The organism is Amycolatopsis sp. NPDC059021 (assembly GCF_042739895.1).
GTDB lineage: Bacteria > Actinomycetota > Actinomycetes > Mycobacteriales > Pseudonocardiaceae > Amycolatopsis.
The window spans coordinates 138,219-155,256 of sequence record NZ_JBHYIQ010000009.1 but is presented as its reverse complement, the minus strand read 5'-3'; the positions used below and the strand labels follow the sequence as shown (position 1 = coordinate 155,256).

Genomic DNA, 17,038 nt, shown 5'->3' with positions numbered 1-17,038 from the left:
GACGAGGTGGCATAAGTGAGCGAAGAAAAGCTCCGGTACTTCCTCAAGCAGGTGACGGCGAATCTCCACGAGACCCGCCGGCGCCTGCGGGAACTGGAGGCGGCGGACGAGCCGATCGCCGTCGTCGGCCTGGGCTGCCGCTATCCGGGCGGGGTCCGGGAGCCCGAGGACCTGTGGGAACTGGTGGCCTCCGGAACGGACGCCGTCGCGGGCTTCCCCGTCGACCGCGGCTGGGACGTCGAGAACACCGGGTACGAGCGCCAGGGCGGTTTCGTCCACGACGTCGCCGATTTCGACGCCGGATTCTTCGGGATCTCGCCGCGCGAGGCGGTGGCGATGGACCCGCAGCAGCGGCTGTTGCTGGAAGTCTCGTGGGAGACACTGGAACACGCGGGCTTCGACCCGGCTTCGCTGAAGGGGTCCCGGACGGGCGTGTTCGTCGGCGCCACCACGTCCGGCTACGACTGGGTCGCCCGCGAGCACGGCGGCGCCGAGGGACATCTGGTCGCGGGCAGCGCGATGAGCGTCCTGTCCGGCAGGCTCGCCTACACGCTCGGTCTCACCGGACCGGCGGTGAGCGTGGACACCGCGTGCTCCTCGTCGCTGCTTTCGGTGCACCTGGCGGCCAGGGCGCTGCGCGCGGGCGAATGTTCGCTGGCGCTCGCGGGCGGCGTGATGGTGATGGTCACCCCGGGCATGTTCGCCGAGTTCTCCCGGCAGGGGGGCCTGGCCTCCGACGGCCGGTGCAAGGCGTTCTCCGCCGCGGCGGACGGCACCGGCTGGGGCGAGGGCGCGGGCATGGTGCTGCTGGAGCGCCTGCCGGACGCCCAGCGCAACGGGCACGAGGTGCTGGCCGTGATCCGCGGCAGCGCGACCAACCAGGACGGCGCGTCCAACGGGCTCACCGCGCCGAGCGGTCCCGCGCAGCGCCGGGTCATCCGCGCCGCGCTGACCGACGCGAAACTGTCCACTTCGGACGTCGACGCCGTCGAAGCACACGGCACCGGCACCGAGCTGGGTGATCCGATCGAGGCGGAGGCGCTGCTCGCGACCTACGGTCAGGACCGCTCCGCACCGCTCTGGCTCGGGTCGCTGAAGTCCAACATCGGGCACACCCAGACCGCCGCGGGCGTCGCCGGCGTGATCAAGATGGTGCTCGCGCTGCGCCACGAACTGCTCCCGCGAAGCCTGCACGCCGCCGAACCCACCCCCCACGTCGACTGGTCCGCCGGGAACGTGCGGCTGCTCACCGAAGCCGTGCCCTGGCCCGCGTCCGAGCGGCCGCGGCGTGCCGGGGTGTCGGCCTTCGGGGCCAGCGGCACCAACGTGCACCTGATCCTCGAAGAGGCTCCCGCGGCCGAAGAGGCTCCGGAGATCGTCGAGCCCGCTTCCGCACTGGACCGTCCGATGTGGCCGGTCTCCGGGCGTACGCCCGCGGCCTTGGCGGCGCAGGCGGGACGCCTCCGGGAGTTCGTGCTGGCGCGCCCCGGACTGTCCACTGAGGACGTCGGATTCGCGTTGGCGACGACGCGGACGGCGTTCGCCCATCGCGCGGTCGTGACCGGTTCCGATCGTGCTGAGCTGCTGGCGGGTCTGGCGGCGGTGGCGGCTGGGGAGTCGGCGGCGGGTGTGGTGACCGGTGCGGTGGTGCCGGGCCGGGTGGGGTTCGTGTTCGCCGGTCAGGGTAGTCAGCGGGCCGGGATGGGGCGTGAGTTGTACGCGTCGAGCCCGGTGTTCGCGGCGGCGTTCGACGAGGCGTGTGGGGCGATCGAGGCCGAGCTGGGCCTGGCGATCCGGGACGTGGTGCTCGGCGGTGCCGAGGACGAGCGGGCCGATCAGACGCTGTACGCGCAGACCGGATTGTTCGCGGTCGAGGTCGGCCTGGTCGCCATGCTGGCTGCCTGGGGAGTGAAGCCGGACGCGGTCGCGGGGCACTCGGTCGGCGAGATCGCCGCCGCCCATGCGGCGGGTGTGCTCTCACTGGCGGACGCGGCCCGGCTGGTGGCGAACCGGGCCCGGCTGATGCAGGCGCTGCCCGAGGGGGGTGCGATGGCGGCGATCGCGGTGTCCGAAGAGGACATCCGCACCGACGTCGAGAACGCGCCGGGCGTGTCCCTCGCAGCGGTCAACGGCCCGGCGTCGGTGGTGATTTCGGGCGATGCCGAAGCCGTCGAGACGATCGTGGAGCGGTGGCGGGAAGCGGGCCGCCGGGTGCGGCGCCTGCGGGTCAGCCACGCCTTCCACTCCCACCGCATGGACCCCGCGCTTGACGACCTCGCCGCGGTCGCCAGGAGCCTCACCTTCTCCGCGCCCGAGATCCCGTGGGCGGGCGCGCTCACCGGCGAACTGATCGACACCCCGGACGCCGGGTACTGGCCAGCGCAGGCCCGCGAGGCGGTGCGGTTCGCCGACGCCGTCGAGACACTCGCGGCGGAAGGCGTCACCGTTTTCCTCGAGATCGGCCCGGACGGGACCCTCTCCTCGATGGGATCGGGCGTGCTCCCGGGCTCGGTGTTCATCCCCTTGCTGCACCCGGGAACCGAGGCCCCGGCCGCGCTCGCGACGGCGCTGTCGAAGGCCTTCGTCCACGGTGCCGCGATCGACTGGTCCACTGTCCTGAGTGGACACAAGATCGGGCTGCCCACCTACGCGTTCCAGCGTTCCCGGTTCTGGCCGGACACCACGGTCACCGCCGGCGGCGCGGGAAGCGCGGTGGAGTCCCGGTTCTGGTCGGCGATCGAGAACGGCGACGTGGCGGGGCTCGCCGGTGAACTGGCCGTCGAGGACGGCCGGCTGCGGGAGATCGTGCCCGCGCTGGCCTCCTGGCGGCGGCGGGAACTGGACGACACCGCGGCCGCGGACTGGCGTTACCGCGTCTCCTGGATCCCGGTCGCCGAACCCGCGCCGGCGGTGCTGACCGGCACCTGGCTGGTCGTCGGGGACGACCCGGAGATCACCGCCGCGCTGACCGGGCACGGCGCCGAAGTGCTGCACCTCGACGTCGACGGCCTCGACCGCGAGCGGCTCGCGGCGGCGCTCCCGGACGTCGAACTCTCCGGAGTGGTGTCCCTGCTGGCGTTCGACGAGTGCCCGCACCCGGAGTTCCCCGCCCTTCCCGGCGGGCTCGCCGCCACCCTCACGCTGGCGCAGGCGCTGGGGGACGCGGGGGTGAGCGCGCCGCTGTGGGTGCTGACCCGCGGCGCGGTCGCCACCGGTCCACGACCTGGCCTGCCCAGCCCCCGGCAGGCCCAGGCATGGGGTCTCGGCCGGGTGATCGGCCTGGAACACCCGGAGCGCTGGGGCGGGCTGGCCGACCTTCCCTCCACTGTGGACACCCGGACGGCGGCGCAGCTGTGCGCGGTGCTGGCCGGAATCGGTGAGGACCAGGTCGTGCTGCGCCCCTCGGGTATCGCCGCGCGGCGGCTGACGCGTGCTCCGCTGCCGCGCCGGAGGGAAACGTGGACACCGCGCGGCAGCGTCCTGATCACCGGCGGCACCGGCGCGATCGGCGGGCACGCCGGCCGCTGGCTGGCCGGACGGTCGGTGCCGCGCGTGGTGCTGACCAGCCGGTCGGGCCCGGCCGCGGCCGGTGCCGCGCGACTGGCCGCGGAGCTGGCCGGGCGGGGATCGGCGGTCGACGTCGTCGCCGCGGACATCGCCCGGCGCGAGCAGGTGTCCGCCCTGCTCCGGCGGATCCCGGACCTCTCCGCCGTCGTGCACGCGGCCGGGGTCGGCCAGGCCACGCCGGTGCAGGACACCACCCTCGCCGAGCAGGCCGAGGTCACCGAGGCCAAGGTCGCGGGCGCCGAGCACCTGGACGAGCTGACCGCGGACCGCGGGCTGGACGCGTTCGTGGTGTTCTCCTCGATCTCGGCGACCTGGGGAAGCGCCTGGCAGCCCGGGTACGCGGCGGGCAACGCCTTCCTCGACGCGCTGGCCGAAAACCGCCGCGCCCGCGGCCTGGCCGCCACGTCGATCGCCTGGGGCCTGTGGGGCGGGCACGGCCTCGGCGCGGGCGACGGCGGCGAGCAGGCCCGGCGTCGCGGCCTGCGGGCCATGGATCCCCGCACCGCCGTCCGGGCACTGGCCCAGGCGCTCGACGGCGACGAGCACACGATCACCGTCGCCGACGTCGACTGGAACACCTTCGCCCCGACGTTCACCCTGCGCGCCCCGAGCCCGCTGCTCGGTTCCCTGCCCGAGTTCGCCGCCGCCCTGGCCGCCGGCTCCGAGCCCGTTTCGGACAGCGCGGACACCGGACTGGCGGCGCGGCTGGCCGGAATGCCCCTCGCCGAGCAGGACCGGCTGCTGACCGACCTGGTGCGTTCGCGCACCGCGAGCCTGCTCGGGCATCCTTCGGCCGACGCCGTCGACCCCGGCCTGGCGTTCAAGGAACTCGGCTTCGACTCGCTGACTTCCGTGGAACTGCGTGACCGGCTGGCCGAGGCCACCGGCCTGCGCCTGTCCGCGACGCTGGTCTTCGACCACCCGAATCCGGCCGCGCTGGCCGGGTACCTGCGCCGCGAACTGGCAGGCGGGACCGCCGAGGCGGCCGGGCCGGTGGCCGTGGCGGCCACGGACACCGAACCCCTGGCCATCGTCGGCATGGGCCTGCGCCTGCCCGGCGGCGTCGGCACACCGGAGCAGTTGTGGGAACTGCTCGTCACGGGCACCGACGCGGTCTCGGGCTTTCCCGCCGACCGCGGCTGGGACGTCACGGACACCGGTTACGCGCAGGTCGGCGGGTTCCTCGAGGACGCCGCCGACTTCGACCCCGGCTTTTTCGGGATTTCCCCGCGCGAGGCGCTGGCGATGGATCCGCAGCAGCGGTTGCTGCTGGAGGTTTCCTGGGAGGCGCTGGAGCGCGCGGGGATCGATCCGGCGTCGCTGAAGGGCTCACGGACCGGGGTGTTCGCCGGTGCCGCGGCCTCCGGCTACGGCGCGGGCACCACACTCGAGTCCGGTTCGGACAGTCATCTGCGGATGGGCACCGCGACCAGCATCCTGTCCGGCCGGGTCTGCTACGCCCTCGGACTGGAAGGCCCGGCGATCACCGTCGACACGGCGTGCTCCTCCTCGCTGGTGGCCCTGCACCTGGCCGTACGGGCGCTCCGCTCGGGCGAGTGCACGCTGGCACTGGCGGGCGGTGTCACCGTCATGTCCGACCCGGACGTCTACGCCGAGTTCGCCCGCCAGCAGGGGCTCGCCGCCGACGGCCGGTGCAAGGCGTTCTCCGCCACCGCGGACGGCACCGGCTGGGCCGAGGGGGCGGGCATGCTCGCCGTCGAACGCCTTTCCGACGCGCGGCGCCACGGCCACCGGGTGCTGGCGCTCGTGCGGGGTAGCGCCATCAACGCGGACGGCGCGTCCAACGGGCTCACCGCGCCGAACGGTCTTTCGCAGCAACGGGTCATCCGGGCCGCGCTGACCGACGCTCGTCTGTCCACTTCGGACATCGACGCCGTGGAGGCACACGGCACGGGTACCGAGCTGGGCGACCCGATCGAGGCACAGGCGCTGCTGGCCACGTACGGCCGTGACCGCTCCGAACCGCTGTGGCTGGGGTCGGTGAAGTCCAACCTCGGGCACGCCCAGCAGGCGGCCGGGGTCGCCGGGGTGATGAAGATGGTGCTCGCGCTGCGCGCCGGCGTGCTGCCCGCGACGCTGCACGCCGCCGAGCCGTCTCCGCTCGTCGACTGGTCCTCGGGCGGTGTCCGGCTGCTCCAGGAAGCCGAGCCGTGGACGGCCGGGGCACGTCCGCGCCGGGCGGCGGTGTCGGCGTTCGGGATCAGCGGGACCAACGCCCACGTGATCATCGAAGAGGCGCCTGCCGAGGTGGAGACCGCGACCGGGGTCGTGCCGGGAAGTCCGATGTGGATGGTGTCGGGACGCACCGCGGCGGCGCTGGCGGCGCAGGCGGCCCGCTTGCGGGAGTTCGTGCTGGCGCGCCCCGGACTGTCCACTGAGGACGTCGGGTTCTCGCTCGCGACGACGCGGACGGCGTTCGATCACCGTGCGGTCGTCGTCGGCTCCGATCGGGAGGAGCTGCTGGCGGGGCTGGCGGCGGTGGCGGCCGGGGAGTCGGCGGCGGGTGTGGTGGCCGGTTCGGTGGTGCCGGGCCGGGTGGGGTTCGTGTTCGCCGGTCAGGGCAGTCAGCGCGCGGGTATGGGGCGTGAGTTGTACGCGTCGAGTCCGGTTTTCGCGGCGGCATTCGACGAGGCGTGCGCGCTGGTCGAGGCCGAGCTGGGCTTCCCGGTCCGGGATGTGGTGCTCGGGGAGACGGCCGACGAGCGCGCGGATCAGACGCTGTACGCGCAGACCGGATTGTTCGCGGTCGAGGTCGGACTGGTCGCGCTGCTCGCCTCGCAGGGGATCCGGCCGGACGCGGTCGCGGGTCACTCGGTGGGTGAGATCGCCGCGGCGCACACCGCCGGAGTGCTCTCACTGGCGGACGCGGCCCGGCTGGTGGCGAACCGGGCGCGGTTGATGCAGGCGCTGCCCGAAGGCGGCGCGATGGCCGCGATCGCCGCCACGGAAGCGGAAGTTCTCGCCGATGTCGGGGACACGCCGGGTGTGTCGCTGGCGGCGGTCAACGGCCCGGCGTCGGTGGTGATTTCGGGCGATGCCGAAGCCGTCGAGACGCTTGTGGAGCGGTGGCGGGAAGCGGGCCGCCGGGTGCGGCGCCTGAGGGTCAGCCACGCCTTCCACTCCCACCGCATGGACCCCGCGCTTGACGACCTCGCCGCGGTCGCCAGGAGCCTCACCTTCTCCGCGCCCGAGATCCCGTGGGCTGGCGCGCTCACCGGCGAAATCCTCGCGCGGCCGGACGCGGACTACTGGCCGGCCCAGGCCCGCGACGCGGTCCGCTTCGCCGGGGCGATCGAGACGCTGGCCGCGCAGGGCGTGTCGGTGTTCCTCGAGATCGGCCCGGACGGGACGCTGTCCTCGATGGGCTCCGGCGTGCTGCCCGGCTCGGTGTTCGTCCCGATGCTGCGCAAGGACTCCCCGGCCGAGGACGCGGTCCGCGCCGCGCTGGCCCGCGCCCACGTGCACGGCGTCCGCGTCGACTGGACGACCATCCTCAGTGGACGGACGGTCGAACTGCCTGCCTACGCCTTCCAGCACACCCGGTTCTGGCCGCAGCCTGCGGTCAAGGCCGAGGGCTCGCCCGCCGAATCCGGGTTCTGGACCGCCGTGGAGAACGGCGATCTCGACGCGCTGACGGAAACCCTGGCCGTGGACGGCGAGCGCCCGTTCCGGGAAGTCCTGCCCGCGCTCGCGGCGTGGCGCGGGCGTGAGCGTGACGACTCCGTCGTGCGCGATTGGCGCTACCGGATCTCCTGGGTCCCGGTCACCGAGCCCGCCCGAGCGACGCTGGCGGGGACCTGGCTGCTGGTCGGCGCGTCGGCCGAGGTCGGGGCGACGCTGACCACGCACGGCGCCGAGGTGATCACCCTCGACGCCGACGGCCTCGACCGCGACCAGCTAGCCGCCGCGCTGCCGGACGCCGAACTCGCCGGAGTGGTGTCCGTGCTCGCCCTCGACAGGGCCGCGCACGCGGAATTCCCCGTGGTACCGCGCGGGGTGGCCGCCACCCTCACCTTGATCCAGGCACTGGGCGACGCCGGGATCGACGCCCCGCTGTGGGTGCTGACCCGCGGTGCCGCGGCCCTCGACGGCGAGGCCGTGGACGCGGCGCAGGCGCAGATCTGGGGCCTGGGCCGGGTGGCGGCGCTGGAGCATCCGGACCGGTGGGGCGGTCTCGTCGATCTTCCGTCCACGTGGGACGAACGGGCCGCGGCCCGGCTGTGCGCGGTGCTGTCCGGGATCGGCGAGGACCAGGTCGCCCTGCGTCCCCCGGGCGTGCTGGCCCGCAGGCTGGTCCATGCACCCCGGCCGTCGGGCACACGGACGCGGTGGCGGCCGCGCGGAAGGGTGCTGATCACCGGTGGCACCGGCGGTCTCGGCGGTCACGTGAGCCGCTGGCTGGCCGGGCGGTCCGCCCCCGGCGTGGTGCTCACCAGCCGCTCCGGCCCGGCCGCGCCCGAGGTCGCGGCGCTGGCCGCCGGAGTGGCCGCCGCGGGGTCCACTGTGGACATATTCGCCTGCGACATCGGCAACCGCGCCGACGTCGCCGGGCTGGTCGGCAGGATCCCAGACCTGTCCGCCGTTGTGCACGCCGCGGGCCTCGGCCAGGGCACCCCGGTCCTCGACACCAGCGTCGCCGAGCACGCTTCCGTCACCGAGGCCAAGGTCGCGGGCGCGGCGCACCTGGACGAGCTGACGGCGGACCGCGAGCTCGACGCGTTCGTCGTCTTCTCCTCCATCTCCGCGACCTGGGGAAGCAGCCTGCAGCCCGCCTACGCGGCCGGCAACGCGTTCCTCGACGCCCTCGCCGCCGACCGGCGGGCGCGCGGTCTCGCCGCCACCGCGGTCGCCTGGGGCCTGTGGGACGGCGGCGGCATGGGGACCGGCGAAGCGGGGGAGACGCTGCGCCGTCACGGCCTGCGCAAGATGGCCCCACGACACGCGATTCGCGCGCTGGCACAGATCCTCGACGACGGCGAGCACGCGATCACCGTCGCCGACGTCGACTGGAGCCGCTTCGCGGAGATGTTCGCCCTGCGTCGTCCGAGCCCGCTGCTCGGCGGTCTCCCCGAGGTCGAAGCGGCGCTGGCCGCCGCGCCCGGCGACTCGCCGGCGGGTGACACCGAGTTGGCCAGGCGGCTGGCCGGGCTGCCGCGGGCCGAGCAGGAGCGCCGGCTCACCGATCTGGTGCGCACCGAGGCCGCCGCCGTGCTGGGTCACGCCGACGCCGCCGCGATCGAGCCGGGCCGGGCGTTCAAGGATCTCGGCGTCGACTCGCTGACCTCGGTGGAACTGCGCAACCGGCTCGCCGCCGCGACCGGGCTGTCGCTGCCCGCGACGCTCGTGTTCGACTACCCGGCCTCGGCCGTGCTCGCCGCGCACCTGCGGGAGGAACTGCTCGGCGCCGACGCGGCGGCCGACGTCACCGCTCCGTCCACTGTGGATGACGAGCCGATCGCCATCGTCGGCATGGGCTGCCGTTATCCCGGCGGGGCGGGCAGTCCCGAGCAGTTCTGGGAGCTGATCGTCTCCGGCACCGACGCCGTCTCCGGCTTCCCCGCCGACCGCGGCTGGGACCTCGGGGAAGGACTGGATGACACGGCGTCGCCGTACGTCCGGCGCGGCGGTTTCGTCAACGAGGCCACCGAGTTCGATCCGGCGTTCTTCGGGATCTCGCCGCGTGAGGCGCTGGCCATGGACCCGCAGCAACGGCTCATGCTGGAAACCGCCTGGGAGGCGCTGGAGCGCTCCGGCATCGGCCCGGCATCGCTGCGTGGTTCGCGGACCGGGGTGTTCGCGGGCGCGTCGGCGTCCGGCTACGGCGAAACCCTCGCCGGGGTTTCCGGCGCCGAGGGCTACCTGCTGACCGGCAACGCGGGCAGCGTGATCTCCGGCCGCGTCGCCTACACGCTGGGGCTGGAGGGGCCCGCGATCACCGTCGACACGGCATGTTCCTCGTCGCTCGTGGCCCTGCACCTGGCGGCGCAGGCGCTGCGGTCGGGGGAATGCACGCTGGCGCTGGCCGGTGGCGTGGCGGTGATGGCCACGCCCGGCGCATACGCGGAGTTCTCGAAGCAACAGGGTCTCGCTTCGGACGGCCGGTGCAAGGCGTTCTCCGCGGCCGCCGACGGTATCGGCTGGGCCGAGGGCGCGGGTGTCGTCGTCCTGGAACGGCTTTCGGACGCCCAGCGCGACGGTCACGAAGTGCTGGCCGTGATCCGGGGCACCGCGACGAACCAGGACGGCGCGTCCAACGGTCTCGCCGCGCCGAACGGCCCGTCGCAGCAGCGGGTGATCCGTGCCGCGCTGGCGAACGCCGGTCTGTCCGCTTCGGACATCGATGCGGTGGAAGCACACGGAACGGGTACGCAGCTGGGTGACCCGATCGAGGCGCAGGCTTTGCTGGCCACGTATGGGCGGGATCGGGCCGAGCCCTTGTGGCTGGGGTCGGTGAAATCCAACATCGGGCACACGCAGACCGCGGCCGGGGTCGCCGGGGTGATCAAGATGGTCATGGCGCTCCGGTCGGGAACGCTGCCGCCCACCCTGCACGCGGAGGAGCCTTCCTCGCAGGTGGACTGGTCCGCCGGCGATATCCGCCTGCTGACCGAGGCCGTCGAGTGGCCCGCGGGCGAACGGCCACGCCGCGCGGGGGTGTCGGCCTTCGGGATCAGTGGCACCAACGCGCATGTGATCATCGAGGAGGCCCCGGCCGTCGAGGACACGCTCCGGGACGAACCGCGGACCCCGGCGGTCGTGTCCGGGCCGGTGGTGTGGCCGGTCTCGGCCCGCGGCGCGGAAGGACTGGCCGGGCAGGCCGGGCGCCTGCGCGAGCACGTCCTGGCACGTCAGGACCAGGCACCGCCGGACATCGCGTGGTCACTGGCCACCACCCGGGTGGCGTTCGAGCACCGCGCGGTGGTGCTCGGCGAGGATCGTGAGGAGCTGGCCGCCGGTCTGGCCGCGGTCGCCACGGGGCAGCCCGGAGCCGGGGCGATCGTGGGGACGGCGCCGTCTTCCCTGGGGCGGACGGTGTTCGTGTTCCCGGGCCAGGGGAGTCAGTGGGTCGGCATGGGCCGTGAATTGGCGTCGTGTTCGCCGGTGTTCGCGGCGCGGCTGGCGGAGTGTGCGTCGGCGTTGTCGTCCTTTGTGGACTGGTCGCTGGATGATGTGCTGGCGGGTAAGCATGGTTTTGAGGCGGCGGATGTTGTTCAGCCCGCGCTTTGGGCGGTGATGGTGTCGCTTGCCGAGGTCTGGCGTGCTGCCGGTGTTTCGCCGGACGCGGTGGTCGGTCACTCGCAGGGTGAGATCGCTGCGGCCGCGGTGGCGGGGATTCTGTCCCTTGAGGACGCTGCCCGCGTGGTTGCCTTGCGCTCCAAGGCTTTGCGGGTGCTCGCGGGCAAGGGCGGGATGATGTCGGTCGCCGAGCCCGCGGATGCGGTTCGGGAGCGGATTGCCTTGTGGGGTGATCGGTTGTCGCTGGCCGCGGTGAATGGTCCACTGTCGACAGTCGTTTCGGGAGAGCCCGGATCGTTGCGGGAACTTGCCGAGTCGTGTCCTGAGGTGCGGACGAAGGTCATCCCGGTGGATTACGCGTCGCACAGCGCGCAGGTGGATGCGTTGCGGGAGGAGATTCTGTCCGTTTTGGACGGTATTACGCCACGTGAGGCCGAGGTCCCGATGATTTCGGCGATGAGTGGCGAGATGCTGAGCGGTCCCGAAATGGATCCCGAGTACTGGTATGCGAGTTTGCGGGAGACGGTCGAGTTCGAACGGGCCATCCGCACGCTCGGCGAGAGCGGCCACGGGGTGTTCGTCGAGACCTCGCCACACCCGGTGCTCACGGCCGCGATCACCGACACGCTTGGCGATCCTGTCGTGGTCGGCACGTTGCGCCGGGACGAGGGCGGCGCCGAACGATTGCTGGCCTCCTTCGCCGAGGCATTCGTGCGGGGCGTGACCGTGGAGTGGGCGAAGGTACTCGGCGGCGGCCGGCGGGTGGCTCTGCCGACCTACGCCTTCCAGCGCGAGCGGTACTGGCCCGAACCCGCCGTCCCCGCGTCCGCCACGGCGGGGACCGGCGCCGAGGGCGGGTTCTGGGCCGCCGTCGAGACCGGTGACCTCACCGGTCTGGCCGGCACCCTCGCCGTCGACCCCCGCAGCCTCGGCGAGGTCGTCCCCGCGCTCGCGCGGTGGCGGCGGCGCGAGCGCGACGACTCGGCCGTGACGGACTGGCGCTACCACGTCACCTGGACCCCGGTCACCGAACCCGGCGCGGTCACGCTGTCCGGCACCTGGCTGCTGGTGGGCACCTCGGCCGAACTCGCCGCGGCCCTCACCGAACGCGGCGCCACCGTCGTCAGCGTCGACGCCGACGCCGACGGCGATCGCGAGCGGCTCGCGGCGTCCCTGCCGACCGGGATCGACGACCTGGCTGGCATCGTCTCGCAGGCCGTGGACGACACCCCGGACGCGGACTTCCCTGTCGTCCCGCACGGCGTCGCCGCCACCCTCACCTTGGTCCAGGCATTGGGCGACGCCAGGATCGACGCCCCGCTGTGGGTGGTGACCCGCGGCGCCGTCGCCACCGGACCCGGCGAGCCGGTGCACTCCCCGCAGCAGGCGCAGACCTGGGGCCTCGGCCGCGTCGTGGGCCTGGAACACCCGGACCGCTGGGGAGGTCTCGTCGATCTTCCGTCCACATGGGACGCACGGACCGCGGCCCGGTTGTGCGCGGTGCTGGCCGGACTCGGCGAGGACCAGGTGGCGCTTCGCCGGGCGGGCATCCTGGCCCGGCGGCTGGTCCGTGCCCCGCGGCCGCGCACGGGTACCCCCTGGGTGCCACGGGGCACGGTCCTGGTCACCGGTGGCACCGGCGCGGTCGGCGGGCACGTCGGCCGCTGGCTGGCCGGGCGCGCCGCGACCCGCACGGTGCTGGTCAGCCGTTCCGGCCCCGGCGCGGACGGCGTCACCGGGCTGGCCGCGGACCTGGCGGGCGGCGGCACCGCGGTGGACGTCGTCGCCTGCGACACCGCCGAGCGGGCCGAGGTCGCCGGTCTGCTGGACCGGATCGCCGCCACCGGCCCCGCGCTCTCGGCGGTCGTGCACGCCGCCGGGGTCGGCAGGGGCGGACCGGTCGCGGACACCACCGTCGCGCAGCTGGCCGAGGTCACCGCCGCGAAGGTGGCGGGCGCGGCGCATCTGGACGAGCTGACCGCCGGGCTCGACCTGGACGCGTTCGTGCTGTTCTCCTCCGGAGCCGCGACCTGGGGTAGCGGCCTGCAGCCCGGCTACGCGGCGGGCAACGCCTTTCTCGACGCACTGGCCGAGAGCCGCCGGGCCCGTGGCCGGGTGGCGACGTCGATCGCCTGGGGCCTGTGGGGTGGCGGCGGGCTCGGCGCGGGCGACACCGGCGATCGGCTGCGCCGGTTCGGCCTGCGCGTGATGGAACCCCGGCTGGCGGTCCGGGCGCTGGGCCAGGTGCTCGACGGCGGCGAAGCCGCGGTGACCGTCGCGGACATCGACTGGGCCACCTTCGCCCCGGCGTTCACCGCGCGGCGTCCCAGCCCGCTGCTGGAGGCGCTTCCCGAGGCGGGACAGGCGATCGCGGACACCGGCGCCGAGCCCGAGGGGCCGGGCACCGGGCTGGCCGCGCGACTGGCCGGGCAGCCCCGCGCCGAACAGGACCGGGTGCTGACCGACCTGGTCCGCGGCGAGGCGGCCGCCGTCCTCGGCTACGCCTCCGCCGACGCGCTGGAGCCGGGCCGGGCCTTCCGCGACCTCGGCTTCGACTCGCTGACCGCGGTCGATCTGCGCAACCGGCTCACCGCCGCGACCGGGCTCACCCTGCCCACCACGCTGGTCTTCGACCATCCGACTTCGGCCGTGCTCGCCGCGTACCTGCGGGCCGAGATCCTGGGCGAGAGGGACGGGGACACCCCGCCGGTGTTCACCGACCTCGACCGGCTGGAGGCCACACTCGCCGGTATCCCCGGCGACAGCGAACTGCGTGCCGACATCACCGCACGCCTGCGGACCGCGCTGTCGAAATGGCTGGGCGGCGGGGAAACCGCGCCGGACGAGACCGTGACCGGGCGCCTGGAGTCGGCGGACGCCGACGAGGTCCTGGACTTCATCAACAACGAACTGGGGATGTCGTGATGACCCGGCCCGGCCTGCGAAGCGAAGGAGCCATGACCGCGCTGCGGACGTCGAGGAGGACCAGTCATGGCGGATGACCAGAAGCTGCTCGGCGCGCTGAAGAAGCTCGCCGCCGATCTCTACCGGACCCGCGAGCGGGTCGAGCAGCTCGAATCCGGCGAGCGCGAGCCGATCGCCATCGTCGGCATGGGCTGCCGCTACCCGGGCGGGGTGCGGACCCCGGAACAGCTCTGGGATCTCGTGATCGCGGGCACCGACGCGGTGTCCGGCTTCCCCCAGGACCGCGGCTGGGACGACGCGGGCTCCTCCTACGCCCGGCAGGGCGGGTTCGTCTATGACGCGGCGGAGTTCGATGCGGGGTTCTTCGGGATTTCTCCGCGTGAGGCGTTGGCGATGGATCCGCAGCAGCGGTTGCTGCTGGAGGTTTCGTGGGAGGCGCTGGAGCGTGCCGGGATCGATCCCGCGTCGCTGAAGGGTTCCCGGACCGGGGTGTTCGCCGGGGCTTCCTCGTCCGGTTACGAGGCCAACCTCGCCGGCGTCGACGCGGGCGAGGGCTATCTGTTGACCGGCAACGCGATCAGCGTAATCTCGGGCCGCGTTTCCTACACCCTCGGCCTCGAAGGCCCGGCCGTCACGGTGGACACCGCGTGCTCCTCGTCGCTGGTCGCACTGCATCTCGCGGTACAGGCGCTGCGGACGGGGGAGTGCTCGCTGGCGCTGGCCGGTGGCGTGGCGGTGCTGTCCACCCCCGGCTCGTTCCTCGAGTTCTCCAAGCAGCAGGGCATGGCCGCCGACGGCCGGTGCAAGGCGTTCGCCGCGGGCGCGGACGGTATCGGCTGGGGTGAGGGTGCCGGCATGGTCGTGCTGGAGCGGCTGTCCGACGCGCGCCGCCACGGCCACCGCGTCCTCGCCGTCATCCGCGGCATAGCCACGAACCAGGACGGCGCGTCCAACGGCCTTGCCGCGCCGAACGGCCCTTCGCAGCAACGGGTCATCCGCGCCGCACTCGCCGACGCTCGTCTGTCCACTTCGGACGTCGATGCGGTGGAGGCGCACGGCACCGGGACCTCGCTCGGCGACCCCATCGAGGCGCAGGCGCTGCTGGCGACCTACGGACAGGATCGGGCCGAGCCGTTGTGGCTGGGTTCGGTGAAGTCGAACATCGGGCACACACAGACCGCGGCCGGAGTGGCCGGGGTGCTCAAGATGACGCTCGCCATCCGCAACGGCATACTGCCGCCCACCCTGCACGCCGCCGAGCCGTCGCCCCACGTGGACTGGTCCTCGGGCAACGTGAAGCTGCTGCGGGAGCCGGCTTCCTGGCCGGCCGCCGGGCGTCCCCGCCGGGCCGGGGTGTCGGCGTTCGGGATCAGCGGCACCAATGTCCACCTGGTCCTCGAAGAGCCGGAGGCCGCGCCGGCGGCGGAGCCGGAGGAATCCGGCGAGCCCCGGGTGCCGGTGGTGGCCGCCGAGGTACCGGTGTGGCCGGTGTCGGGGCGTTCGGCAGGCGCGCTCGCGGCGCAGGCGGGCCGGTTGCGGGAGTTCGTGCTGTCCCGGCCCGAACTGTCTGATTCGGACGTCGGGTTCTCGCTGGCGACGACGCGGTCGGTGTTCGAGCACCGTGCGGTGGTCCTCGGCACGGGACGCGGGGAGCTGGCCGCCGGTCTCGCCGCGGTCGCGACGAACCAGGCCGTGGCTTCCGTGGTGACCGGCGCGGTACCGCCGGGCGGGATGGGCCGGACGGTGTTCGTGTTTCCCGGTCAGGGGAGTCAGTGGGTGGGCATGGGCCGTGAGCTGGCGGAGGTTTCGCCGGTGTTCGCGGCGAGGTTGGCCGAGTGTGGTGTGGCGTTGTCGTCCTTTGTGGACTGGTCGCTGGATGATGTGCTGGACGGCAAGTACGGCTTTGAGGCGGCGGATGTTGTTCAGCCTGCGCTTTGGGCTGTGATGGTGTCGCTGGCTGAGGTGTGGCGTGCTGCTGGTGTTTCGCCGGATGCGGTGGTGGGTCACTCGCAGGGTGAGATTGCCGCGGCTGTAGTTGCCGGGATTCTGTCGCTTGAGGACGCTGCTCGTGTGGTTGCGTTGCGCTCCAAGGCGTTGCGGGTGCTCGCGGGCAAGGGTGGGATGATGTCGGTCGCCGAGCCCGCGGCCGCGGTTCGGGATCGGATCGTCGCGTGGGGTGATCGACTGTCGCTTGCCGCGGTGAACGGTCCACTGTCGACAGTCGTCTCGGGAGATCCCGGATCGTTGCGGGAACTTGCCGAGTCGTGCCCTGAGGTGCGCACCAAGTTCGTCGCGGTGGACTACGCCTCGCACAGTGCGCAGGTGGATGCTCTGCGGGAGGAGATTCTGTCCGTTTTGGACGGTATCGCGCCGCGCGAGGCCGAGGTCCCGATGATCTCGACCAGGAGTGGCGAGATGGTGTCCGGTCCGGAGCTGGATCCGGCGTATTGGTACGCGAGTTTGCGGGAGACGGTCGAGTTCGAGCGGGCTGTCCGCACGCTGGGGGAGAGCGGCCATGGGGTGTTCATCGAGACGTCCCCGCACGCGGTGCTGACCGCGGCGATCACCGACACGCTCGACGAGCCGGTCGCGGTCGGTACGCTGCGCCGCGACGAAGGCGGCGCCGAACGGTTGCTGACGTCGTTCGCCGAGGCCTACGTCCGTGGCGTCGGCGTCGACTGGGCCGGCGTGCTGAAGACCGGTGAGACCGTCGAGCTGCCCACCTACGCCTTCCAGCGGCAGCGGTTCTGGCCGCAGCCCCCGCTCGCCGACCGGCCGGTCGAGAAGACCGCCGAATCCGGCTTCTGGAACGCCGTCGAGAACGGCAACCTGCGCGAACTGGCCGAAACCCTGGAGGTCGACGACGCTTCGCTGGGCGAGGTGCTTCCCGCGCTGATCTCCTGGCGCCGCCGGGAACGCGACGACTCGGCCGTGGCGAACTGGCGTTACCGGATCTCCTGGGCCCCGATCACCGAACCCGGGACCGTCGCGCTCACGGGCACCTGGCTCCTCGTCGGCGAACGCGCCGAGACCGCGGACTGCGCGCGAGCGCTGGCCGGCCGAGGCGCGCGGGTCGTCACGCTCGAAACCGGTGAAACCGACCGCGCGTCCTTGGCGGTGGCACTGAGCGAAGCCGGCGGGACACCGGCCGGCATCGTTTCCCTGCTGGCGCTGGACGAGACGCCGCTGCCGGACTTCCCGGTCGTGGGGCGGGGCGCCCCGGGGCCACACGCGCCCGTCCAGCGCCGGGGGGGCGCCGGGGGGGTGGCGCCGCGCGGGGGGGTGTGGC

At 73.5% G+C, this 17,038-nt stretch carries 1 protein-coding gene and 1 pseudogene; both read left to right on the top strand.

Features of this window, described 5'->3' with window-relative positions; translation table 11 throughout:
* Positions 1-15: 15 nt before the first annotated feature.
* Positions 16-13,749 carry a type I polyketide synthase gene (locus ACFWX1_RS07805; protein ID WP_378384973.1) on the top strand — a complete coding sequence of 4,578 codons (13,734 nt, stop codon included), beginning with the start codon at positions 16-18 and terminating at the stop codon, positions 13,747-13,749.
* Positions 13,750-13,815: 66 nt separating this feature from the next.
* Positions 13,816-17,038, top strand: a pseudogene (locus tag ACFWX1_RS07800) (type I polyketide synthase); the annotation flags it as partial.